Source organism: Phytobacter cepae (assembly GCF_054165735.1).
The window spans coordinates 4,275,867-4,298,301 of record NZ_CM135107.1 but is presented as its reverse complement, the minus strand read 5'-3'; the positions used below and the strand labels follow the sequence as shown (position 1 = coordinate 4,298,301).

Annotated in this window: 21 protein-coding genes; 11 read left to right on the top strand and 10 right to left on the bottom strand. The window is 52.4% G+C overall.

Annotated features, from left to right (window positions below):
* The 7 genes from ftsQ to mutT all read left to right on the top strand — a co-directional run bounded on the left by ftsQ (position 1) and on the right by mutT (position 8,328).
* Positions 1-831 (top strand): cell division protein FtsQ, encoded by an 831-nt coding sequence (gene ftsQ, locus ACUY4Q_RS20190; RefSeq protein ID WP_458044464.1) that lies wholly within the window; start codon positions 1-3, stop codon positions 829-831.
* On the top strand, positions 831-2,087 hold the full coding sequence (gene ftsA, locus ACUY4Q_RS20185; protein WP_458044463.1) for a cell division protein FtsA: 1,257 nt from the start codon (positions 831-833) through the stop codon (positions 2,085-2,087). The genes ftsQ and ftsA overlap by 1 nt, the downstream gene beginning before the upstream one ends.
* A 61-nt stretch (positions 2,088-2,148) precedes the next feature.
* On the top strand, positions 2,149-3,300 hold the full coding sequence (ftsZ, locus tag ACUY4Q_RS20180) for a cell division protein FtsZ (RefSeq protein ID WP_458044462.1): 1,152 nt from the start codon (positions 2,149-2,151) through the stop codon (positions 3,298-3,300).
* A 100-nt stretch (positions 3,301-3,400) separates the two neighbouring features.
* Positions 3,401-4,318, top strand: coding sequence for a UDP-3-O-acyl-N-acetylglucosamine deacetylase (gene lpxC, locus ACUY4Q_RS20175; protein WP_437431186.1), 918 nt, complete (start codon positions 3,401-3,403; stop codon positions 4,316-4,318).
* Positions 4,319-4,604: 286 nt separating this feature from the next.
* On the top strand, positions 4,605-5,105 hold the full coding sequence (gene secM, locus ACUY4Q_RS20170) for a secA translation cis-regulator SecM (RefSeq protein WP_458044461.1): 501 nt from the start codon (positions 4,605-4,607) through the stop codon (positions 5,103-5,105).
* Between the two features lie 57 nt (positions 5,106-5,162).
* Complete coding sequence (gene secA, locus ACUY4Q_RS20165; protein ID WP_458044460.1) at positions 5,163-7,868, top strand: preprotein translocase subunit SecA; 2,706 nt, start codon at positions 5,163-5,165, stop codon at positions 7,866-7,868.
* Between the two features lie 58 nt (positions 7,869-7,926).
* Positions 7,927-8,328 carry an 8-oxo-dGTP diphosphatase MutT gene (gene mutT, locus ACUY4Q_RS20160; protein ID WP_458044459.1) on the top strand — a complete coding sequence of 134 codons (402 nt, stop codon included), beginning with the start codon at positions 7,927-7,929 and terminating at the stop codon, positions 8,326-8,328.
* Between the two features lie 46 nt (positions 8,329-8,374).
* Here mutT and yacG read toward each other — a convergent pair whose 3' ends face one another.
* Genes yacG through coaE form a run of 3 tightly spaced genes read right to left on the bottom strand, consistent with a single transcriptional unit; the run spans position 8,375 to position 9,942 of the window.
* Positions 8,375-8,569 (bottom strand): DNA gyrase inhibitor YacG, encoded by a 195-nt coding sequence (gene yacG, locus ACUY4Q_RS20155; RefSeq protein WP_458044458.1) that lies wholly within the window; start codon positions 8,567-8,569, stop codon positions 8,375-8,377.
* A 9-nt stretch (positions 8,570-8,578) separates the two neighbouring features.
* The gene (gene zapD / locus ACUY4Q_RS20150; RefSeq protein ID WP_458044457.1) at positions 8,579-9,322 is read right to left on the bottom strand and encodes a cell division protein ZapD; all 744 of its coding nucleotides are present in this window, start codon (positions 9,320-9,322) and stop codon (positions 8,579-8,581) included.
* Positions 9,322-9,942, bottom strand: coding sequence for a dephospho-CoA kinase (gene coaE, locus ACUY4Q_RS20145; protein ID WP_458044456.1), 621 nt, complete (start codon positions 9,940-9,942; stop codon positions 9,322-9,324). Before coaE ends, zapD begins: the two co-directional genes overlap by 1 nt.
* 329 nt (positions 9,943-10,271) lie before the next feature.
* Here coaE and ACUY4Q_RS20140 point away from each other — a divergent pair, with 329 nt between their 5' ends.
* Positions 10,272-11,315 (top strand): GMP reductase, encoded by a 1,044-nt coding sequence (locus ACUY4Q_RS20140; protein ID WP_458044455.1) that lies wholly within the window; start codon positions 10,272-10,274, stop codon positions 11,313-11,315.
* Positions 11,316-11,346: 31 nt separating this feature from the next.
* Here ACUY4Q_RS20140 and hofC read toward each other — a convergent pair whose 3' ends face one another.
* From hofC to nadC, 4 genes are all read right to left on the bottom strand, one after another.
* The gene (gene hofC / locus ACUY4Q_RS20135; RefSeq protein WP_458044454.1) at positions 11,347-12,549 is read right to left on the bottom strand and encodes a protein transport protein HofC; all 1,203 of its coding nucleotides are present in this window, start codon (positions 12,547-12,549) and stop codon (positions 11,347-11,349) included.
* A complete protein-coding gene (gene gspE / locus ACUY4Q_RS20130; protein ID WP_458044453.1) occupies positions 12,539-13,924 on the bottom strand; it encodes a type II secretion system protein GspE in 1,386 nt (461 codons plus the stop codon). The genes hofC and gspE overlap by 11 nt, the downstream gene beginning before the upstream one ends.
* Positions 13,925-13,934: 10 nt before the next feature.
* Complete coding sequence (gene ppdD, locus ACUY4Q_RS20125) at positions 13,935-14,384, bottom strand: prepilin peptidase-dependent pilin (protein ID WP_458044452.1); 450 nt, start codon at positions 14,382-14,384, stop codon at positions 13,935-13,937.
* Positions 14,385-14,564: 180 nt separating this feature from the next.
* A complete protein-coding gene (gene nadC, locus ACUY4Q_RS20120) occupies positions 14,565-15,458 on the bottom strand; it encodes a carboxylating nicotinate-nucleotide diphosphorylase (protein WP_458044451.1) in 894 nt (297 codons plus the stop codon).
* A 142-nt stretch (positions 15,459-15,600) separates the two neighbouring features.
* On the opposite strand from nadC, the gene ampD reads away from it, so the two are divergent.
* Entirely contained in the window at positions 15,601-16,164 is a 564-nt protein-coding gene (ampD, locus tag ACUY4Q_RS20115) for a 1,6-anhydro-N-acetylmuramyl-L-alanine amidase AmpD (protein ID WP_458044450.1), read from the top strand.
* Positions 16,161-17,015: a beta-lactamase regulator AmpE gene (gene ampE / locus ACUY4Q_RS20110; protein WP_458044449.1), complete on the top strand. Its 855-nt coding sequence runs from the start codon at positions 16,161-16,163 to the stop codon at positions 17,013-17,015. The genes ampD and ampE overlap by 4 nt, the downstream gene beginning before the upstream one ends.
* A gap of 141 nt (positions 17,016-17,156) precedes the next feature.
* On the opposite strand, the gene ACUY4Q_RS20105 is transcribed toward ampE, so the two are convergent.
* From ACUY4Q_RS20105 to aroP, 3 genes are all read right to left on the bottom strand, one after another.
* Positions 17,157-18,107: a glycoside hydrolase family 43 protein gene (locus ACUY4Q_RS20105; protein ID WP_458047400.1), complete on the bottom strand. Its 951-nt coding sequence runs from the start codon at positions 18,105-18,107 to the stop codon at positions 17,157-17,159.
* Positions 18,104-19,507, bottom strand: a complete 1,404-nt coding sequence (locus ACUY4Q_RS20100) for a glycoside-pentoside-hexuronide (GPH):cation symporter (protein WP_458044448.1) — start codon at positions 19,505-19,507, stop codon at positions 18,104-18,106. Before ACUY4Q_RS20100 ends, ACUY4Q_RS20105 begins: the two co-directional genes overlap by 4 nt.
* A gap of 169 nt (positions 19,508-19,676) precedes the next feature.
* The gene (aroP, locus tag ACUY4Q_RS20095) at positions 19,677-21,050 is read right to left on the bottom strand and encodes an aromatic amino acid transporter AroP (RefSeq protein ID WP_458044447.1); all 1,374 of its coding nucleotides are present in this window, start codon (positions 21,048-21,050) and stop codon (positions 19,677-19,679) included.
* Between the two features lie 534 nt (positions 21,051-21,584).
* Between aroP and pdhR the strand changes: the two genes are divergently transcribed.
* Positions 21,585-22,352, top strand: coding sequence for a pyruvate dehydrogenase complex transcriptional repressor PdhR (gene pdhR, locus ACUY4Q_RS20090; RefSeq protein ID WP_458044446.1), 768 nt, complete (start codon positions 21,585-21,587; stop codon positions 22,350-22,352).
* Positions 22,353-22,435: the final 83 nt, after the last annotated feature.

Below are 22,435 nucleotides of genomic sequence, written 5' to 3'. Positions count from 1 at the left end.
ATGTCTCAGGCTGCGCTGAACACGAGAAATCGCGATGTCGAAGAGGCTCCATCTTCCCGTCGCAGCAATGGAACGCGTCTTGCAGGCATTATCTTCCTGCTGGCGGTGCTGTGTACCGTGTTGGCGAGCAGTTGGGTGGTTCTGGGCTGGATGGAAGATGCGCAACGATTGCCGTTGTCGAAGCTAGTGTTGACGGGCGATCGCCATTACACGCGCAACGATGATATTCGTCAGTCCATACTGGCGTTAGGCGCCCCCGGCACCTTTATGACGCAGGACGTCAACATTATCCAGAGCCAGATTGAACGGCTACCCTGGATAAAGCAGGCGAGTGTCAGAAAGCAATGGCCAGATGAATTGAAGATTCATCTGGTTGAATTTGTGCCGATAGCACGTTGGAATGATCAGCACATGATGGATACCGACGGTAATGCGTTCAGTGTCCCAGCCGATCGTACCAGCAAGCAGGTTTTACCCATGCTGTATGGCCCGGAAGGGAGTGAAAGTGAAGTGTTACAGGGCTTCCGTGACATGGGGCAAGTGCTGGCAAAGGATAAATTCACGTTAAAAGAAGCGGCAATGACGGCACGACGTTCGTGGCAATTGACGCTCAATAACGATATCAAGCTCAATCTGGGCCGAGGCGATACGATGAAACGCCTGGCACGTTTTGTTGAACTGTATCCCGTGTTACAGCAGCAAGCGCAGGTTGATGGCAAAGAGATAAGCTACGTGGATTTACGCTATGACTCTGGCGCGGCGGTAGGTTGGAAACCGGCCCCGGCACAGGACCCTAATCAGCAACAGAATCAGGCACAGGCAGAGCAATAATGATCAAGGCGACGGACAGAAAACTGGTGGTTGGACTGGAGATTGGCACCGCAAAGGTAGCCGCTTTAGTAGGGGAAGTTCTGCCCGACGGTATGGTCAATATCATTGGTGTGGGAAGCTGCCCGTCCCGCGGTATGGATAAAGGCGGCGTGAATGATCTTGAGTCGGTGGTAAAATGCGTTCAGCGCGCCATCGACCAGGCTGAATTAATGGCTGATTGCCAGATTTCTTCAGTCTATCTTGCGCTGTCAGGCAAGCATATTAGCTGCCAGAATGAGATTGGTATGGTACCTATCTCTGAAGAGGAAGTGACGCAGGAAGACGTCGAGAACGTGGTGCATACTGCGAAATCCGTACGTGTACGCGATGAACATCGCGTGCTGCATGTCATTCCTCAGGAATATGCCATTGATTACCAGGAAGGTATCAAGAACCCGGTTGGCCTTTCCGGCGTGCGTATGCAGGCAAAAGTCCATTTGATTACCTGCCACAACGACATGGCGAAAAACATTGTTAAAGCTGTGGAACGATGTGGGCTGAAAGTTGACCAACTTATCTTCGCTGGTCTTGCGTCCAGTTATTCCGTGTTGACGGAAGATGAACGTGAACTCGGTGTCTGCGTGGTAGACATCGGTGGTGGTACAATGGATATGGCGGTCTATACAGGCGGAGCGCTGCGTCATACCAAGGTTATTCCCTATGCAGGGAACGTGGTAACCAGCGATATTGCCTATGCGTTTGGCACGCCGCCAAGTGATGCTGAAGCAATCAAAGTACGCCATGGCTGCGCGCTGGGATCGCTGGTAGGGAAAGACGAAAGCGTCGAAGTACCGAGCGTGGGTGGACGTCCGCCGCGCAGTCTGCAGCGACAAACGCTGGCAGATGTGATTGAGCCGCGCTATACCGAGCTTCTCAATCTGGTTAACGATGAGATTTTGCAATTGCAGGAACAGCTGCGTCAGCAAGGGGTGAAACACCATCTTGCAGCGGGGATTGTTCTGACCGGCGGTGCGGCGCAAATTGAGGGCTTAGCAGCCTGCGCGCAACGTGTGTTTCATACACAGGTGCGTATTGGTGCACCGCTGAATATTACTGGCTTAACAGATTATGCCCAGGAACCGTATTACTCGACGGCGGTGGGCCTGCTGCACTACGGAAAAGAGACCCATTTAAGTGGTGAAGCAGAAGTGGAAAAACGCGTATCAGTCGGCTCATGGTTTAAGCGAATCAACAGCTGGCTGCGTAAAGAATTTTAATTTTTCAGAGACCGGGGCACATTAACGGTCTCAGGCGACAGGCACAAAACGGAGAGAAATTATGTTTGAACCTATGGAACTGACCAACGACGCGGTGATTAAAGTCATCGGCGTCGGTGGCGGCGGCGGTAATGCCGTTGAACACATGGTGCGCGAGCGCATCGAGGGTGTTGAATTCTTCGCAGTGAATACCGATGCTCAGGCATTGCGTAAAACTGCGGTGGGTCAGACCATTCAGATCGGTGGTGGTATCACCAAAGGTCTGGGCGCTGGGGCAAACCCAGAGGTCGGTCGCAACGCAGCGGAAGAAGACCGTGAAGCGCTGCGCGCGGCATTAGATGGCGCCGATATGGTCTTCATCGCAGCGGGAATGGGTGGTGGTACCGGTACGGGTGCGGCACCCGTGGTCGCTGAAGTCGCAAAAGATTTAGGTATTCTGACCGTCGCTGTCGTGACCAAGCCTTTCAACTTCGAAGGCAAGAAGCGTATGGCATTTGCGGAGCAGGGTATCGCTGAGCTGTCCAAACATGTGGACTCGCTGATCACGATTCCGAACGACAAACTGCTGAAAGTTTTGGGCCGCGGTATCTCACTGCTGGATGCCTTTGGTGCGGCGAATGACGTACTGAAAGGCGCGGTACAGGGTATTGCCGAACTGATTACGCGTCCGGGTCTGATGAACGTCGACTTTGCTGACGTGCGTACCGTGATGTCTGAAATGGGTTATGCCATGATGGGCTCCGGTGTCGCGAAGGGCGAAGACCGTGCGGAAGAAGCTGCGGAAATGGCGATCTCTTCTCCGCTGCTGGAAGATATCGATCTGTCTGGTGCTCGTGGCGTGTTGGTCAACATCACGGCTGGCTTTGACCTGCGTCTGGATGAGTTCGAAACCGTCGGTAACACTATCCGTGCATTTGCTTCGGATAACGCGACTGTGGTTATCGGTACCTCTCTGGATCCAGATATGAACGATGAGCTGCGCGTAACGGTAGTAGCGACCGGTATCGGCATGGACAAACGTCCGGAAATCACCCTGGTTACCAATAAACAGCAGCAGCAACCGGTGATGGACCGTTATCAACAGCACGGTATCCCGGCCATGCAACAAGAGCAGAAGCCTGCATCTAAAGTGGTTAACGACAATACGCCGCAGACCACGAAAGAGCCGGATTATCTGGATATCCCAGCCTTTTTGCGTAAGCAAGCTGATTAAGAATTGGCTGGAAGTTGGGCATCTCCGCTCTTTGTGCTAAACTGGCCCACCGATTGTGTAGTACACTTCGGTTGGATAGGTAATTAGGCGAGATAATACGATGATCAAACAAAGGACACTTAAACGTATCGTTCAGGCGACTGGCGTCGGTTTACATACCGGCAAAAAAGTCACCCTGACGTTGCGCCCTGCGCCGGCCAATACCGGGGTCATCTATCGTCGCACTGACTTGAATCCTCCGGTAGATTTCCCGGCTGATGCTAAATCTGTGCGTGATACCATGCTCTGTACGTGTCTGGTTAACGAGCATGACGTGCGGATTTCAACCGTTGAGCATCTTAATGCTGCTCTGGCTGGTCTGGGTATCGACAACATTATTGTTGAAGTTGATGCGCCAGAAATCCCGATTATGGATGGCAGTGCTGCACCGTTCGTTTATCTTCTGCTGGATGCCGGCGTTGAAGAGCTGCGAAGTGCGAAGAAATTCGTCCGTATCAAAGAGACGGTGCGTGTTGAAGACGGCGATAAATGGGCAGAGTTCAAACCGTACAACGGTTTCTCTCTGGACTTTACTATCGACTTTAACCATCCGGCGATCGATGCCAGTACTCAGCGTTATGCGATGAACTTCTCTGCCGATGCATTCATGCGCCAGATTAGCCGTGCGCGTACGTTTGGTTTCATGCGCGATATCGAATACCTGCAGTCACGTGGTTTGTGCCTGGGCGGGAGCTTCGATTGTGCCATCGTTGTTGACGATTATCGCGTACTGAACGAAGACGGTTTACGTTTCGAAGATGAATTTGTGCGCCATAAAATGCTGGATGCAATTGGTGACTTGTTCATGTGTGGTCACAATATTATCGGTGCATTTACCGCGTTCAAATCCGGTCATGCCCTGAACAACAAATTGTTGCAGGCAGTCCTGGCAAAACAGGAAGCCTGGGAATACGTGACTTACGAAAACGATGCTGAACTGCCACTGGCATTTAAAGCGCCTTCACTGGTTCTCGCATAAATCTAACGTAACACGTTAGATATAAATTCGACTGGTCTTTCTGGCAAACTCTCTCCTGCCAGAAAACCAGTCGTTTTTTTATTTCCTTCCCGTTTAATTTTTACTTGTCATGCCCAACATGCTCTCTAAGGCATGAACGCGTTCGATTGCTGGTTTCCTGGCCAATTTATCCCGCTTAGCGCCTTATTATCGCTGCCGTTGTTGTGCATTAATGGTAATATCGGTGCGCAAAATAACGCGTTCCGAAGTTAATACGGGCAAGTTTGAATCATTTTTGGTGGATTGAGTGAGCGGAATACTGACGCGCTGGCGACAATTTGGCAGACGTTATTTCTGGCCGCATCTCTTATTAGGGATGGTCGCGGCAAGCTTTGGCTTGCCTGCGCTCAGCAGCACCGAACACACCGAGCCTGCGAGAGCGACTACCCGTAATCATGAAGGCTCAGGCACGGTCAACTTTACCAATCTGGCACTGCTGGAAGGTAGCCGTCGTCCTAACTTTACCGTGGATTACTGGCATCAACATGCCATTCGAACCGTTATACGTCATCTCTCTTTCGCGATGGCGCCTCAAGCGCTGCCGGTCGTGGAAGAAGCCTTACCCATTCAGGCACATCATCTCGCCCTGTTGGACACGCTCAGTGCTCTTCTGACTCAGGAGCGCAGACCGCCGACTGCCGTTAATCAGCCATTTTATGCTGATTTCTCATCGCACTCCGTTTTTACCGTCCGTGCCTGGATAAGCCAGGTGCAGGGCATCCGCGCCGGACCTCAACGCCTTAGCTGAAAAAATAACCTTCAACTAATTTTTGCCTCCGCAGAGCGGAGCGTTTGAGATTTTATTATGCTTATTAAATTATTAACAAAAGTATTCGGTAGCCGTAACGATCGTACATTGCGTCGTATGCGCAAAGCGGTCACATTAATCAACTCCATGGAACCTGCCATGGAGAAGCTCACTGATGATGAGCTGAAAGGCAAAACTGCAGAATTTCGTGCGCGTATCGAAAAAGGTGAGACGGTTGAGAGCCTGATCCCGGAAGCCTTCGCGGTTGTACGTGAAGCCAGTAAACGTGTGTTCAATATGCGTCACTTTGACGTGCAACTGCTCGGCGGTATGGTATTGAACGAACGTTGCATCGCAGAAATGCGTACCGGTGAAGGTAAAACGCTGACCGCGACGCTGCCAGCTTACCTCAACGCCCTGAGTGGTAAAGGCGTACACGTGGTAACGGTCAACGACTACCTTGCCCAGCGTGATGCAGAAAACAACCGCCCTCTGTTTGAATTCCTCGGTTTAACCGTCGGTATTAACTTACCTGGAATGCCTGCCCCGGCGAAGCGCGCTGCCTATGCTGCAGACATTACCTACGGAACGAACAACGAATACGGCTTCGACTACCTGCGTGACAACATGGCGTTTAGCCCGGAAGATCGCGTTCAGCGTAAGCTGCATTATGCGCTGGTCGATGAGGTGGACTCCATTCTGATCGATGAAGCGCGTACGCCGCTGATTATCTCCGGTCCGGCGGAAGACAGCTCTGAGCTGTACCGTAAAGTGAACAAAATCATTCCTCATCTGGTGCGCCAGGAGAAAGAAGATTCTGACACCTTCCAGGGTGAAGGCCACTTCTCGGTTGACGAAAAATCTCGTCAGGTAAACCTGACCGAACGCGGTCTGGTAATGATTGAAGAGCTGCTGGTCAATCAGGGCATTATGGATGAAGGCGAGTCTCTCTACTCCCCGACTAACATTATGCTCATGCATCATGTGACGGCGGCATTGCGTGCCCATGCACTGTTTACTCGCGACGTTGACTACATCGTAAAAGATGGCGAAGTCATTATCGTTGATGAACATACCGGTCGTACCATGCAAGGCCGTCGCTGGTCAGATGGCCTGCACCAGGCTGTTGAAGCGAAAGAAGGGGTGGATATTCAGAACGAGAACCAGACGCTCGCCTCCATCACCTTCCAGAACTATTTCCGTCTGTATGAAAAACTGGCCGGTATGACCGGTACAGCGGATACCGAAGCCTTCGAGTTCAGCTCTATCTATAAACTCGATACCGTCGTGGTACCGACAAACCGCCCGATGATCCGTAAAGATATGCCGGATCTGGTCTACATGACTGAAGCTGAAAAAATTCAGGCGATTATCGAAGACATCCGTGAACGCACCGCGGCGGGTCAGCCGGTTCTGGTGGGGACCATCTCCATCGAGAAATCCGAAGTGGTTTCTAATGAACTGACCAAAGCAGGCATCAAGCACAACGTACTGAACGCCAAATTCCATGCGAAGGAAGCCGATATCGTTGCGCAAGCCGGTTATACCGCAGCAGTGACCATCGCAACCAACATGGCGGGTCGTGGTACTGACATCGTGCTGGGCGGGAGCTGGCAGTCCGAAGTCGCTGAACTGACCGACCCGACGCCAGAGCAGATTGCTCAGATCAAAGCCGACTGGCAGATTCGCCATGACGCCGTACTGGCGGCTGGTGGCTTGCACATCATCGGTACCGAGCGCCATGAATCTCGCCGTATTGACAACCAGCTGCGTGGCCGTTCTGGCCGTCAGGGCGATGCCGGTTCTTCACGCTTCTACCTGTCTATGGAAGATGCGCTGATGCGTATTTTTGCCTCGGATCGCGTGTCGGGCATGATGCGTAAACTGGGGATGAAACCAGGCGAAGCCATTGAGCACCCGTGGGTCACCAAGGCCATTGCCAATGCGCAGCGTAAGGTGGAAAGCCGTAACTTTGATATCCGTAAACAGCTGCTGGAATACGATGATGTGGCGAACGATCAGCGTCGTGCGATCTACACTCAGCGTAATGAGCTGCTGGATGTTTCTGATGTTAGCGAAACCATCAACAGTATCCGTGAAGATGTCTTTAAAGCGACCATTGATGGTCATATTCCGCCGCAGTCACTGGAAGAGATGTGGGATATTCCCGGCTTGCAAGAGCGTCTGAAAAACGACTTCGATCTTGATCTGCCGATTGCCGAATGGCTGGACAAAGAGCCAGAACTGCATGAGGAGACGCTGCGTGAGCGTATTCTGGAGCAGGCCGTCGAGGTTTATAAACGCAAGGAAGAGATCGTTGGCGTAGAAATGATGCGTCACTTCGAAAAAGGCGTCATGCTGCAAACGCTGGATTCCCTGTGGAAAGAGCATCTGGCGGCGATGGATTACCTGCGTCAGGGCATCCACCTGCGTGGTTATGCACAAAAAGATCCGAAGCAGGAATACAAACGTGAATCCTTCTCGATGTTTGCGGCGATGCTGGAGTCATTGAAATATGAAGTGATCAGCACGTTGAGCAAAGTCCAGGTGCGTATGCCGGAAGAAGTTGAAGCAATGGAGCAGCAGCGCCGGGAAGAAGCAGAGCGTCTGGCACAGATGCAACAGCTCAGCCACAGCGATGACCATGCAGAAGCGGCGGCGGATCTGGCCGCGCAAACGGGCGATCGTAAGGTGGGGCGTAACGATCCTTGTCCTTGTGGGTCCGGTAAGAAATTCAAACAGTGCCATGGCCGCTTGAGCTAAAAGGTACGAATAAAAAGAGAGGCGCAGAAATCTGCGCCTTTTTTATGGAGTTATCACCATGAAAATACTGCAAATTGCTGTGGGAATCATTCGCAACCCACAACATGAAATCTTTATCACCCAGCGTGCTGCTGATGCCCATATGGCAAATAAATGGGAATTCCCTGGCGGGAAAATTGAGCAGGGAGAGACTCCTGAGCAAGCGGTTATCCGTGAGCTTGAAGAGGAAGTGGGAATTATCGCACGTGCTCCGCAACTGTTTGATACCCTGGAATATGCATTCCCGGATCGCCACATTACGTTATGGTTCTATCTGGTTGAACAGTGGGAAGGGGAACCCTGGGGAAAAGAAGGACAACCCGGCAGTTGGGTTGTACTGACTGAAGACGATGCTGAAAAGTTTCCCCCGGCAAATGCACCCATCATCACAAAATTAATGCAGCAACGATTGGGCAACTGATTCATGAAACCGTACGGGCTATCATTACCCGTACGGTAACCCTGTCTTAGCGCTGTTCTTCACTCCAGTCATCGCTATCGGTAAGGTCCCCTGAGCTGGGGATACGCTTCTCTTCTGCCGCCCATTCGCCTAAATCGATCAACTGACAACGTTTCGAGCAGAAGGGGCGAAACGGGCTGGTTTCGTTCCACACCACGGATTTGCCACAATTGGGGCAATTAACGTGCATAATTTCAGACATTTCAGCTCCTTAGCAGCAGGCCAGTTCGAAATCCAGTCGTTCCGGGACGACACCGTGTTCGCTGTCGAGCGGCAAGAAACGAATAGCAAAACGGCTTTTATGACCTGAGATTTGAGGGAAGAGTTGAGTGGCCAGATCCAGCTTCAGGCGCAGCAGATCGGCATCTTCACCGTTGTCCTGGTAGAAACCATTGAGGCTGGTCTGTTTACGAAACTCGGCCGAATTACGAATAAGATCCAGAATCAATGACAGGGTATGCATAAGCGGTGCGAGGCTATCAAGCCAAACTTTAACCTGAGCGTCGCGGTGCTCCTGGGGCATATGAAGCCAGACATGAAGCGTAGGCAGGTCAAAGCTACAGCAACCGCCGGGGATACTTAAGCGCTGGCGCACAAGGCCAATCAGCCTGTCTTCACGCATCAGTTGCCCCACGCGTGGGGCGCTCATCAGCATACTACTCATCTCTTTCAATTGCAGGCGAATAGCCTCAATCCTGCTTAAATCAACACCAGGGACTTCAACCCAGGCTTTCAGCTTTCTCTGCTGGCGCTCAAGTTCTTTTAGCAACTCGGTACGGATATCACCGCGCTCAAACACATCCAACAGTTCCCCTGCATTACGGAAAAAATGTAACGCATCGGCATGATCGGCGAGAGGCAGACGGACGGTGAGTTGCTGGAGTAAAAACTCGATACGCAGCCAGGTACGCATCTTTTCATTAAGGGGGTGTTCAAATAATACGTCGGTCTGCATTAGGGAGTTTCCTGTGATACAGCCTGTGATGCAAAACCCAGATAGGTTGCATGCAGGCGGGCAACATCCGATGCGATTGCATCTGGTGCGCCATTATTGTCAATAACATCATCCGCGACGGCGAGCCGTTCTTCACGGGTGGCCTGCGCGGCAAGAATTTGCTCAGCATGCTCCCGGCTTACGCCGTCACGCTGCATGGTTCGTTGGATTTGTACTTCAGGCGAGACATCAATCACCAGGACTCTGTCGGCTTTTGTTTGTAATTGATTTTCAACCAGTAAGGGCACAACCCAAAGTACGTAAGGCGAAGTGGCTTCAGCCAACAGGCGTTGCGTCTGCTGATGAATAAGCGGATGCAGCAGCCCGTTGAGCCAGCTTTTTTCGAAAGGAGAGGCAAATACCCGGTCACGCAGTGCACGACGGTTAAGCGTGCCATCCTGATGAAGGATTTCTGTACCGAAATGTTTTTCGATTTCTGCTAGTGCTGGCGTTCCGGGTTCCACGACCTCGCGAGCAATAACGTCGGCATCCACAATATTGATGCCCTGTCTGGCAAACGCATCGGCAACCGTACTTTTTCCGCTGCCAATCCCGCCGGTTAATGCGACCGTGTAACCCATTGCGTTCTTTCTCAAAAAAATGTCTGCCCTGAAAATTAAACTGGCCTGTTTTTCACATCATCCGGTTGGCAATATAGCCAGCGTGAACAAGCGAAGCGCGGGAAGGGAATATGTATTTCCATGTTGAATCAATAGGTTGTAATTTAATCAATACAACACGATGTAATAACCCGAACAACCGCTCTTTCAACAGGTAAATTTATAGGATTGTAGCGTAAAAAAAGAGAATTTCGCAGTCTTGCGGAGTCCTTATTAGTGCGTATGATAGCGTCACTGGAGTTGTGTGTTTGCAAGTCTGCATTGTTCGCCATTAACCCCAGGAATCCGAAATGCGTATTGAAGAAGATCTGAAATTAGGTTTTAAAGACGTTCTTATCCGCCCTAAACGTTCTACCCTCAAAAGCCGTTCCGATGTTGAGCTGGAGCGCGAATTTACCTTTAAGCATTCAGGCATGCGCTGGTCTGGCGTACCGATTATCGCGGCCAACATGGATACCGTGGGTACCTTTGCGATGGCGAAAGCGCTGGCATCCTTTGATATCCTGACTGCGGTACATAAGCACTACTCTGTTGAAGACTGGAAAAGCTTTGTACAAAGCGAAACCGAATCCGTGCTGCGCCATGTGATGGTCTCTACGGGGACTTCTGATACGGATTTCGAAAAAACTAAACAGATTCTGGCACTGCATCCGCAACTGAACTTTGTCTGTATTGACGTTGCTAACGGCTATTCAGAGCACTTCGTACAATTTGTGGCAAAAGCGCGTGAGGCCTGGCCAACCAGAACCATCTGCGCGGGCAACGTTGTCACCGGCGAGATGTGTGAAGAGCTGATACTGTCGGGTGCTGATATTGTCAAAGTGGGTATTGGCCCAGGGTCCGTGTGCACCACACGTGTTAAAACGGGCGTCGGCTATCCACAGTTGTCTGCGGTCATCGAGTGTGCTGATGCGGCGCATGGCTTGGGTGGTCAGATTGTCAGTGATGGTGGCTGTACCGTGCCTGGTGACGTGGCGAAAGCTTTCGGCGGCGGCGCTGATTTCGTTATGCTCGGCGGTATGCTGGCAGGTCATGAAGAGAGTGGCGGCACCGTGGTTGAAGAAAACGGTGAAAAAGTCATGCTCTTTTATGGCATGAGCTCTGAGTCTGCGATGAACCGCCATGTTGGTGGGGTTGCGGGTTATCGTGCTGCGGAAGGCAAAACGGTCAAACTGGTTCTGCGTGGACCGGTGGAGAATACCGCCCGCGATATTCTTGGTGGTCTGCGCTCCGCCTGCACGTATGTAGGGGCCTCCCGCCTGAAAGAACTGACCAAACGTACAACCTTTATTCGCGTTCAGGAGCAGGAAAACCGCGTTTTCAATAGCCTCTGACCGTTCGCAGGCGTAGCGCTCTACGCCTGCTTCACCCTACGCCGCTCATTGCATCTCCTAAATGAAATATCGGCAGATACATCGCCACTACCAGTGTTCCAATGATGATGCCCGTCACTACGAGAAGCAGGGGTTCAAGCAGTGACGCCAGATTATCTGCCTGATGTGAGGTTTGCTCACTATGATGTTGCGCCAGATTTTGCAGCATAGTATCCAGCGCACCTGACGCTTCTCCCGTTCTCACCAATTGAATACAAAGCGGTGTAAACATGCCGCTGGCGTTCAGTGCTGTCGAAATGGCCTGGCCCTGCACAATCTCCTGATGTACCTCCCGGATTTTGTCCTGCCACCAGGGGCAGGTCAGGGTATTCACCACGCTTTCAAGGCCTTGCAGGAAGGTGATGCCCGAGCGCTGGGTCAGCGCCAACACCGTGAAAATCTGGCTTAATCGTTGCCCGCGAATCAACTGACCCATCTGCGGGCAGGCGAGAAGCACGCGCTGTCGATAACGCCGCCATCCCTGATGACGCCTTAACCCTGACAGTACGCTCACTCCCACGATGGTCAATAGCAGCAGCGGGATGCTGCACTGTTGCATAAGATCTGCAAAGGCGATGACACCGCGCGTCAGGGCAGGGAGGGGCGTATTGAAGGTCTGATAAATGGTGGCAAACTCCGGAAGCACCAGGTACACCATCGCCAGCACGACCACGAACGCCAGCGTGAGAATAATCAACGGATAACGCAGGGCTTTTTTCACTTTTCGGGAAAGCAGAAGTTGGGCTTTTTGCTGATCCGCAAGCTTAAAGCAACATTCGTCCAGGTTACCCGTTAACTCGCCCGTGTTCACCATCGTCAGGTAAAGAGGCGGAAAGACATCGGGCCACTGCGCCAGGGCCGTAGAAAAAGGTTCGCCCATCTCCAGTTTACTCGCCAGGGTATGCAGCAGTGCCTGCCATTGTAAAGAGGACTGCTGATTTGCCAGTAACGTCAGGCCTTCGGGAAGGGGTAAACCCGCCTGTAAAAGCGTGGCTAACTGACGCATGATCTCGCAGCTGTACTCGCCTCGCCATAACCTTGTGCGGACCGAATGGCGCTTGAGTGAGAGCGGATGAATGTGCTGCTGGTGCAAGTCGAGCATAACGTCCTGCCGTTGCGCCTCCCAGCTTGTACCCTGTACGAGTTGCCCTTCGCTATTCATTCCCGACCAGTGCCAGAGCGCTTTAGTGGCCATCAGGCATCCCCAGAACCCGCACCAATTCTTCAATACTGGTCAAGCCTGATTCAACGGCCTGGCACCCATTCTGAAAAAGCGTTGTCATTCCAGCCTGCCGGGACAATGTTTCGATTTCGGCAGCAGGCAGGCCACCGGCGATGGCATGACGGAGGGCGCTATTCACCTCCAGCACTTCAAATAATGCCACCCGACCATAAAACCCGTGATAACAGCGATCGCAACCTGATGCCTGCCAGTGTGGTAGCGGTCGGGGCCAGATAGAAGGGGGGACATGCGCGCTCTCCGTCATCCGTTGCCGACAATGCGGGCACAATTTTCTAACCAGCCGCTGCGCAATAACCAGTGACAACGCTGACGAGATCATCCAGCGAGCCACCCCCATTTGCTGGATACGTACCAGCGTTTCGGTCGTGGAATTTGTGTGCAGTGTAGAGAGTACCAGATGGCCAGTTTGCGCAGCTTTGATCGCAATTTCTGCTGTTTCACCGTCGCGGATCTCACCGATCATAATAATATCGGGATCCTGGCGGAGCAGCGCTCTGAGTACCGTCTGAAACGTCAGGCCAGCACGCGGGTTGATTTGGGTCTGATTCAAGCCCGGAAGGGGAATTTCCACCGGGTCTTCCACACTGCAAATATTGACGCCAGCATCGTTTCGGGCCTGTAAGGCGCTGTAGAGCGTCACGGTTTTACCGCTCCCGGTTGGTCCGGTCACCAGCATCAGCCCCTGAGGTTTATTCAGCGCTTCTTTAAACTGCGCAAGCTGCGGTTGCGTCATGCCGAGCTTAGTCAGATCCAGCGACTGACTAACCTGATGCAGCAGACGAAGCACTACCTTTTCTCCATGGCGGCAGGGCAGCGTGGCAATACGAAAAGAGACCTCCTGACCGGCGAGCATTACGCTGAACTGACCATCCTGCGGTACCCGGCGCTCAGCGATATCCAGATTCCCCAGCACCTTAAGGCGTGCTGTCAGTGTGCCTGCCAGCGTGCTGGAGAGGGGCGGCAAAGGGTGCAGCACCCCGTCAACGCGTAAACGGATACGGTAGTGGTGTTCACCGGGTTCGAAATGAATATCGGAGGCGCGTTGGGCCAATGCCTGTTCCAGCGTCTGGTTCAATAATGTCACTGCGGAACCGTTTTCTTCTGAAGCCGTTATCTGCGGCGCATCATTCGCCAGTTGAAAATGGCTGTCCATCTGCTCCTGGGTCCAGCACTCAATATCCACGCGTCGCTGAGTGGCGAATCGCAAGGCTTCCAGCAGTTCCGTTGAGGGTTCTCCAACAACGGCAATGTTGAGCATGTGGGCGTCGCTGGTGAGTAATATTGCCCGGTGGCGCTTACATAAGGTGTGCAGTTTGTCCTGTTGCATAGCGCTCTCCTTACTGGCTATTCACACGAAAAACATCTTCACAGGCCTGTTTTAGCGAGGTGTTATCGGTGGTTTCGCAGGTGCGGGACCAGCCGGACATGCCATCACTACCGCTCCACTGTGGCGTCATCACTACGCGCAAGCCATTGAGACTCTCCTGCCCCGTCAGCGTGATAACGCCTTTCGTCACCGTCATGGCGGAGACGTAACGGGTGGTTGCCGGGCTGGGGATGCCGTTGGCGCCACTATTGCAACTGTCTACGCCACCGTGATCCAACGCGCACAGTTCTACCGCTGTCCGATAGGGGACAAAGGTTTGCAACATATCGGTCATGGCGGCTTTGCGCAGGTAGTTCTGATAGGCGGGGATGCCGATGGCACTCAGGATGGCGATAATGCCGATCACCACCATCAGTTCAATTAAGGTGAATCCACGTTCTCTGTCCCTGTTCTGCTTCATATTCTGCTCCTTGTGTTAGTACAAACCACTCTGGCAGCAGAAGAGAAAACGAACGAGAAGGGAAAAACAGAACGTGGAAGGGGGTTCCACCGTTTTTAACGTCGTTACTGCGCGGTACAGAAAAATGACGAGGCGTCTCGCAAAAACCCTCTCCAGAAAGAGAGAGGGTCATGTCATTGTTCAGCGAAAACGCATGGATAAATCCAGCGCGCGCACATGCTTAGTCAGTGCGCCAACGGAGATAAAATCAACACCGGTCTCGGCGAACTCTCGAATCGTGTCGAACGTGACGTTGCCGGACACTTCAAGCCGGGCCTGACCGCGTGTGCGTTTTACCGCTTCGCGCATCTGTTCGGTTTTAAAGTTGTCGAGCATGATGATATCGGCACCGGCTTTTAAGGCATCGTCCAGTTCTTCAAGGGATTCAACTTCGACCTCAACCGGCACATCCGGGTGCAGCCAGAACGCTTTCTCTACCGCCTGACGTACTGAGCCTGAAGCGATGATGTGGTTTTCTTTAATCAAAAATGCATCGGAGAGGCCCAGGCGGTGATTCGCGCCGCCTCCGCAAAGCACCGCATATTTCAGCGCCGTACGCAGACCCGGCAGCGTTTTTCGTGTATCAAGCAGTTGGGTTGTGGTGCCTTCCAGCAGCGTCACGTAGCGGCGAACTTCGCTTGCAACGCCAGACAAGGTCTGCACGAAATTAAGCGCGGTACGTTCACCGGTCAGCAGAACGCGCGACGGACCCTGTAACTCAAACAGCGGCTGATTAGGCGTCACGGCATCGCCATCTGCCACATGCCAGGTTATCTGCACGTCATCGCCCGCAAGCTGAATGAAGACCTCTTCGACCCAGCGTTTCCCGCAAAACACGCCCTCTTCACGGGTGATGATCACCGCATGGGAGTGGTTGTCTGCCGGCAACAATTGCGCGGTAATATCATTACTGGCATCGACTTCACCACCCAGATCTTCGCGCAGGGCTTGCGCGACGGCGGCGGGGATGTCCAGCTCAATGCGTTGCAAAAGGGCGTCACGTCGGCTGTCAGGGTTATAACGGCGAGGCGGCATGATAAAACTCCAAAAAAGGTAGCTAATCAGAAAGTTAGAGTGTGTTCTGCGATTGAGGAGGTACTCAACTTACACTGACAGAACAGCGTCTGAACATGCTACTCTAGAGCGTGTATGAGCACCATAAATAAGGAGATCCTGCATGCTGTTAAATAAGGGCTGGCTGGTGGATGCGCGGCATGTGCCGTCCCCCCATTATGATTGCCGCCCCGATGACGAAACGCCTTCGCTGTTGGTGGTTCACAATATCAGTTTGCCGCCGGGGGAGTTTGGCGGTCCGTGGATTGACGCGCTATTTACCGGCACGCTGGATCCTGCTGCTCATCCTTTTTTTGCTGAGATTGTTCACCTGCGGGTCTCGGCACACTGCTTAATTCGCCGCGATGGCGAAATCGTTCAGTATGTCCCTTTTGATAAGCGTGCGTGGCATGCCGGTGTGTCGGTGTATGAGGGCCGCGAACGGTGTAATGATTTTTCAATCGGCATTGAGCTGGAAGGCACTGATAATCTGGCCTATACCGACGCGCAATATGCTCAACTGGCAAACGTGACCCGTGCACTTATCGCTAGTTATCCTAAGATTGCCAGTCACATGACCGGGCATAGCAACATTGCCCCTGTCCGCAAGACCGATCCTGGCCCGGCGTTTGACTGGGACCGTTTTCGCACACTTGTGGCGGATAACACAGAGAAGGAGAGTCCATGACATTGTTTACTATGCTGCTGGTGTTGATAGCCGAGCGGCTGTTTAAACTCGGTGAGCACTGGCACCTGGACCATCGGCTGGAAGTGGTGTTCCGCAAAATTAAGCGCTACTCCGTCTTCAGCACACTGCTCATGACCGCCTGCGCAATGTCGGTGACATTCCTCATTCTGCGGGCGCTGACCGGGCTCTTTTTCAATGTGCCGCTGCTGGTGGTCTGGATTCTACTGGGATTGCTGTGTATCGGGGCGGGAAAGGTGCGTATGCATTATCACGCGTATCTGAAAGCAGCCTCACGCAATGATGAACATGCGCACAACGCTATGGCGAGCGAACTGACGCTGATTCATGGTGTGCCGCCAGGGTGCAGTGAGCGTGAATATCTGCGTGAGCTACAAAATGCGCTGTTGTGGATTAACTTTCGTTATTATCTCGCGCCACTGTTCTGGTTCATTGTCGGCGGCGTTTGGGCACCCGTAACGCTGGTGGGTTACAGCTTCCTGCGCGCCTTGCAGTCCTGGCTTGCGCGCTATAAAACGCCCAATGAGCGCCAAAAATCAGGTATTGATGCCATTCTGCACGTGCTTGATTGGATCCCGGTTCGCCTGGCGGGCGTATTTTACGCGTTGATCGGCCACGGTGAAAAAGCGTTACCCGCCTGGTTCGCTTCTCTGGCTGACAGGCACTCTTCTCAGTATCAGGTACTGACGCGGCTGGCGCAGTTTTCGCTGGCGCGTGAACCTCATCTTGATAAGGTTGAGACGCCGAAAGCCGCCGTCTCGATGGCCAAAAAAACCTCGTTTGTGGTGGTCGTGGTGGTCGCCTTACTCACCATTTACGGCACGCTGATTTAACCGCGTGCCGTTATAATCGTCATACTTCAGGCTGCATGTGCGTTGGCTACGTCAGCGCACCCCAGTCGCCTAGTTAGCTATGCTGCTGGGGACTGACTGACTTGCCGCCTTCCTGCAATCAGAATTATTTAGAGTATAAATTTATTGCGTATCCGCAGACGGGATGCCGAAGTCGGGCATCCCGTTTTCTTGCCAGCGCACCAGCTTAAGACGGGTATGACGATTGGGGTCATACAGCGGGTCGCCTTCGATTTCCGTATAATTTCGCGCGTGATACACCAGCACGTCTTCACCTGACTCCGTTTGCGTAAAGCTGTTATGACCGGGGCCGTACTGACGGTTTTCATAGCTGGTTCTGAATACAGGATCCGCTGCTTTGTGCCAGTTCGCAGGATTTTGTGGATCGGCGCTGATATCAATCCACAGCAGCCCCATGCAGTAGTTTTCATCGGTGGCGCTGGCGGAGTAGCTGATAAACAGTTTGTCGCCGTGGAAGAGCACTGCCGGGCCTTCATTGACCAGAAAACCCCGGCACTCCCAGTCGTACTCGGGTTTGCTCAGCATGACGGGCTCGCCTTTGAGGGTCCAGGGATTCTCCATCTCTGCCAGATAGAGGTTTGAGTTACCGGCAATATGCGGTGATTTCTGCGCCCAAAGATACCAACGTTTTCCCTGATGAACGAAGGTGGTGGCGTCGAGTGCGAAGGTATCGAAAGGCGTTTTAACCTGACCTTTTGCAACCCAGGTTCCGCTCAAAGGATCGACGTCGGTACACTCCAGTACAAACATCCGGTGCTGGAACATGTTCAACTCATCCAGCGCTTTCGTCCAGGTAGCAGCAAAGTAGAGATACCACTTGCCATCGATATGATGCAGTTCTGGTGCCCAGATAAGTTCGCTCATTGGGCCGCTATCCGGCTTCCGCCAGACGGTGACCCCCTGCGCATCACGCAGACCTGCCAGGGTATCGGCTCTGCGGATTTCCAGGCGGTCATACTCCGGCACAGAGGCGACGAAATAATAGGTTCCCTCGTGATAGAGGATGTACGGATCGGCACGCTGTTCAATAAAGGGATTAGGCCAGTTCATTATGCTTTCCTTACTTGTTCCGCCGGTACGGTCTGGGTTTCACTCAGTTCGTGATAATTCACGCGGCGTTTTTCCAGGTCGGCCTGAATAGTTTTCATTAACTCACGATCCACTTTCAGCAAGCGAACCACCCCTGCTGTAATCAGGTAGCCCACACCCGGAATAATGGTGAACAACAACATAATGCCATTGATGGCGCTCGGGCTCTGCGCTTTGGCACCTGCGTCATAACCGTACCAGGAGAGCAGGAAGCCGACCATTGCTCCCGCAACCGCCAGCCCTACTTTCAGGAAGAACAAGTTGCCGGAGAAGCTGATGCCCGTAATACGTTTGCCGGTTTTCCATTCGCCGTAGTCGTCGACATCCGCCATCAGTGACCAGTGCAGTGGTGATGGGATCTGGTGCAGAATGTTAAGCAGGAAGTACAGCACCACAATCATCATGGTAGCTTTCGGATCGAAGAAGTAAAAAGCGCAGGAGAAAATTGCCAGCGCGATGTTGGTCCAGAAGAAGACTTTCAGTTTGCACCAGCGGTCGGTCAGCACCTTCGCCAGCATACTGCCGATCATCATGCCCACAACACCGAGGCTGATAAAGATCGTAGCGAAGTGGGTGCTTTCACCCATCACCCAGGTAACGTAATACATCGTGGCGGCCATACGGATAAAGCCGGGGCAGACGTTGCTCAACGTGAGGAGCAGTATCCGCACCCACTGGTCGTTCTTCCACACGTCTTTCATGTCTTTCTTCATGTCGTCATGGGTCGGCACTGCCGGACGAACACGCTCGCGCACCGTGGCGAAGCAGAAGAGGAACATGCACATGCCGATAAATGCCAGCACCGTCATCGCCATCTGGTAGCCTTTGGCTTTATCTTCGCCACCGAACCATTCCGCCATCGGCAGCAGCGTCAACGACAACAGCAGGGTCGCAATGCCCACCATCACAAAGCGGTAGGACTGACAGGCGACACGCTCTTTCGGATCGTTGGTGATCACGCCGCCCAATGAGCAGTAAGGAATATTGATGGCGGTATAGGTTAATGACAGCAGGAAGTAGGTGATGAAGGCATAGATAACCTTGCTATTGTAGGTCCAGTCAGGCGTGGTAAACATCAACACACTGAACACCGCATAAGGAAGCGCTATCCATAAAAGCCAGGGGCGAAAACGGCCATATTTACTTTGCGTACGGTCAGCAAGCGCCCCCATGATGGGGTCAGTGACGGCATCAATGACGCGGATGGAGAGCAACAATACGCCAACCAGGGCCGGTGCCAGCCCGAAAATATCAGTATAAAAATAGTTAACAAACAACATTATGGCGCCAAAGATGATGTTACATCCGGCGTCACCCATGCCATAGCCGATTTTCTCTTTAACAGACAGTTTAGTCGCGTCCATTGGCGATACTCCCAGTGAGATGTGGGAATAATTATTCGCCTGCTACACATAATTTGCGTTACAGGATGCTGGCAGAGACATGGACAAAACGGCTATGTAAAGGAAAGTGTGAGGAAGGTAACATTAGGGTAACAACCCTCTCCCGAATGGGAGAGGGGAGGGAACGGCATTAATGCGCTTTGGCTACTTTCGCCGTTTTCTTTTTGAACATATAACCGATGCCCAGGATCACCAGCCAGACCGGGATCAGGTAGACGGAGATCGCCATACTGTCGGTCATCAGCATGATCACCAGAACTGCCGCCATGAAGACCAGGCAGACCCAGTTGCCCAGCGGGTAAAGCAGTGCCGGGAAGCGAGTGGTGACGCCCTGTTGCTGTTTTGCACGACGGAACTTCATATGCGCCAGGCTTATCATCGCCCAGTTGATGACCAGCGCGGAGACCACCAGCGCCATCAGCAGACCAAATGCGGATTCTGGTGCCATGTAGTTGATTAACACACACAGTGCGGTAACCAGAGCAGAAACGATGATGGTGTTGACCGGAACGCCACGTTTATCCACGCTCAGCAGGGCTTTCGGTGCGTTGCCCTGTTGGGCCAGGCCGAACAACATACGGCTATTACAGTAAACGCAGCTGTTATAAACGGAGAGCGCGGCGGTTAATACCACGATGTTCAGTGCGTTAGCCACGAAGGTGTCCCCCAGTTCGTGGAAGATCAGGACGAACGGACTGGTATCGGCAGTGACGCGGGTCCACGGCATCAGGGAGAGCAGGACGGCCAGAGAGCCTACATAGAAAATCAGGATGCGGTAAATCACCTGATTGGTCGCTTTAGGAATGCTTTCGTGCGGGTTGTCGGCTTCTGCTGCGGTAATACCGACCAGCTCAAGACCGCCGAATGAGAACATGATGATCGCCATCATCATCACCAGCCCCGAAAGACCATTTGGCAGGAATCCACCCTGTTCCCACAGGTTACGTACCGTGGCCTGCGGGCCAGCATTACCGCTAAACAGCAGCCAGCCGCCGAACAGGATCATGGCAACCACAGCCACCACTTTAATAATGGCGAACCAGAACTCCATTTCGCCAAATACTTTTACGTTTGTCAGGTTAATGGCGTTGATAGCAATAAAGAAGACAGCCGCTGAAGCCCATGTGGGTATTTCAGGCCACCAGAATTGAATATATTTACCCACCGCGGTTAATTCTGCCATGGCGACCAGAACATACAGAACCCAATAGTTCCAGCCAGACGCGAAACCGGCGAAACCGCCCCAGTATTTATAGGCGAAGTGACTAAAAGAACCGGCCACCGGTTCTTCAACCACCATTTCGCCCAGCTGGCGCATGATCAGAAAAGCAATAAAGCCTGCAATGGCATAACCCAGAATAATACCCGGGCCTGCTGATTTAATGACTGACGCGCTGCCCAGAAACAGGCCAGTCCCGATAGCTCCGCCCAGCGCGATAAGCTGTATATGGCGGTTCTTAAGGCCGCGCTTAAGCTGATCGCCGTGCTGTTGACCTTCCATCATGAAACCTCGTGTGTGGTTATTATATGTACGCTGTCGTTTGCGTGTAATTAAGTAATTCCATTTTTTGTATTGTTTTATTTACGAAGCGCTGTTGTGAATTTTCATCCATCCCTTTCGTAAGGCTCAGAATAGTGATAAGCGCCTGCGTTTGCACCTGCTTTGTGAAGGGTTGATGACGACTTGAATAAAAAGAAACCATTTGTAAATCGCTTCGTTTTTGCCTGAAAAATAAGCATTGGATTTTTTATTCATTAATTTGACATAAGAATGCATATTTATTGATGCTGAACCGGTTCAAATTCGTTTGGAGGCGTTTCATTTTCGTTAAAACTGCCCCTTAAGTAGTAAAGGAGAGATTTGTGCAACGTTACATGTTTGAAACGTTATTTCTGTAACGTTGTTAAAATGTGCAGGGTTTACTGATTTCAATCAAAACCTGTATGGACATAAGGTGAATACTTTGTTACTTTAGCGTCACGAATATGAAATTGGTAAGACCAATTTACTCCGGGCGAATGGTAGAGACAGGGAACAATGGCCTACAGCAAAATCCGCCAGCCAAAACTATCCGATGTGATTGAGCAGCAACTGGAGTTTTTGATTCTTGAGGGGACGCTACGTCCCGGTGAAAAACTCCCTCCAGAACGTGAACTGGCTAAACAGTTTGACGTTTCTCGTCCTTCATTGCGTGAGGCCATCCAGCGTCTCGAAGCGAAAGGGCTCCTGCTTCGTCGCCAGGGTGGCGGTACCTTTGTTCAAAGCAGCCTCTGGCAGAGCTTCAGCGATCCACTCGTCGAATTGCTCTCCGATCATCCCGAATCCCAATTTGATCTGCTTGAGACACGTCATGCGCTGGAAGGCATTGCTGCTTATTACGCCGCATTGCGCAGCACGGAAGAAGACAAGGTCAGGATTGGAGAACTGCATCAGGCGATTGAGCTTGCGCAGCAGTCCGGTGACCTCGACGCGGAATCCAGTGCCGTCGTGCAGTATCAAATCGCTGTAACCGAAGCGGCGCATAATGTGGTGCTTTTGCATCTGCTACGCTGCATGGAGCCGATGTTGGCACAAAACGTTCGTGAAAACTTTGAATTGCTCTACGCGCGCCGCGAAATGCTGCCGCTGGTGAGCAAGCATCGCAGCAGTATTTTCGCTGCGATCATGGCCGGTGAACCGGAAGAGGCGCGTGAAGCCTCCCATCGCCACCTGGCCTTTATCGAAGAGATTTTGCTGGATCGCAGTCGTGAACAAAGCCGTCGTGAACGTTCACTACGTCGACTGGAACAGCAGCGAAAGAATTAGCATTTTCTGGTGGAGTTTGAGCCGGAAGAGTTGTAACTGAGAGCGCCAAATTCAGAGCGCGGCAACTAAACGCAGAACCTGTC

What these genes read in the sequence shown, in the direction of transcription:
- ampE (WP_458044449.1), top strand. Translation starts at nt 16,161, where the DNA reads ATGACATTGTTTACTATGCTGCTGGTGTTGATAGCCGAGCGGCTGTTT.
- ftsZ (WP_458044462.1), top strand. Translation starts at nt 2,149, where the DNA reads ATGTTTGAACCTATGGAACTGACCAACGACGCGGTGATTAAAGTCATC.
- ppdD (WP_458044452.1), bottom strand. Translation starts at nt 14,384, where the DNA reads ATGAAGCAGAACAGGGACAGAGAACGTGGATTCACCTTAATTGAACTG.
- zapD (WP_458044457.1), bottom strand. Translation starts at nt 9,322, where the DNA reads ATGCAGACCGACGTATTATTTGAACACCCCCTTAATGAAAAGATGCGT.
- ACUY4Q_RS20140 (WP_458044455.1), top strand. Translation starts at nt 10,272, where the DNA reads ATGCGTATTGAAGAAGATCTGAAATTAGGTTTTAAAGACGTTCTTATC.
- hofC (WP_458044454.1), bottom strand. Translation starts at nt 12,549, where the DNA reads ATGGCCACTAAAGCGCTCTGGCACTGGTCGGGAATGAATAGCGAAGGG.
- mutT (WP_458044459.1), top strand. Translation starts at nt 7,927, where the DNA reads ATGAAAATACTGCAAATTGCTGTGGGAATCATTCGCAACCCACAACAT.
- lpxC (WP_437431186.1), top strand. Translation starts at nt 3,401, where the DNA reads ATGATCAAACAAAGGACACTTAAACGTATCGTTCAGGCGACTGGCGTC.
- aroP (WP_458044447.1), bottom strand. Translation starts at nt 21,050, where the DNA reads ATGATGGAAGGTCAACAGCACGGCGATCAGCTTAAGCGCGGCCTTAAG.
- pdhR (WP_458044446.1), top strand. Translation starts at nt 21,585, where the DNA reads ATGGCCTACAGCAAAATCCGCCAGCCAAAACTATCCGATGTGATTGAG.
- gspE (WP_458044453.1), bottom strand. Translation starts at nt 13,924, where the DNA reads ATGCAACAGGACAAACTGCACACCTTATGTAAGCGCCACCGGGCAATA.
- nadC (WP_458044451.1), bottom strand. Translation starts at nt 15,458, where the DNA reads ATGCCGCCTCGCCGTTATAACCCTGACAGCCGACGTGACGCCCTTTTG.
- ACUY4Q_RS20100 (WP_458044448.1), bottom strand. Translation starts at nt 19,507, where the DNA reads ATGGACGCGACTAAACTGTCTGTTAAAGAGAAAATCGGCTATGGCATG.
- yacG (WP_458044458.1), bottom strand. Translation starts at nt 8,569, where the DNA reads ATGTCTGAAATTATGCACGTTAATTGCCCCAATTGTGGCAAATCCGTG.
- secA (WP_458044460.1), top strand. Translation starts at nt 5,163, where the DNA reads ATGCTTATTAAATTATTAACAAAAGTATTCGGTAGCCGTAACGATCGT.
- ftsA (WP_458044463.1), top strand. Translation starts at nt 831, where the DNA reads ATGATCAAGGCGACGGACAGAAAACTGGTGGTTGGACTGGAGATTGGC.
- coaE (WP_458044456.1), bottom strand. Translation starts at nt 9,942, where the DNA reads ATGGGTTACACGGTCGCATTAACCGGCGGGATTGGCAGCGGAAAAAGT.
- ftsQ (WP_458044464.1), top strand. Translation starts at nt 1, where the DNA reads ATGTCTCAGGCTGCGCTGAACACGAGAAATCGCGATGTCGAAGAGGCT.
- ampD (WP_458044450.1), top strand. Translation starts at nt 15,601, where the DNA reads ATGCTGTTAAATAAGGGCTGGCTGGTGGATGCGCGGCATGTGCCGTCC.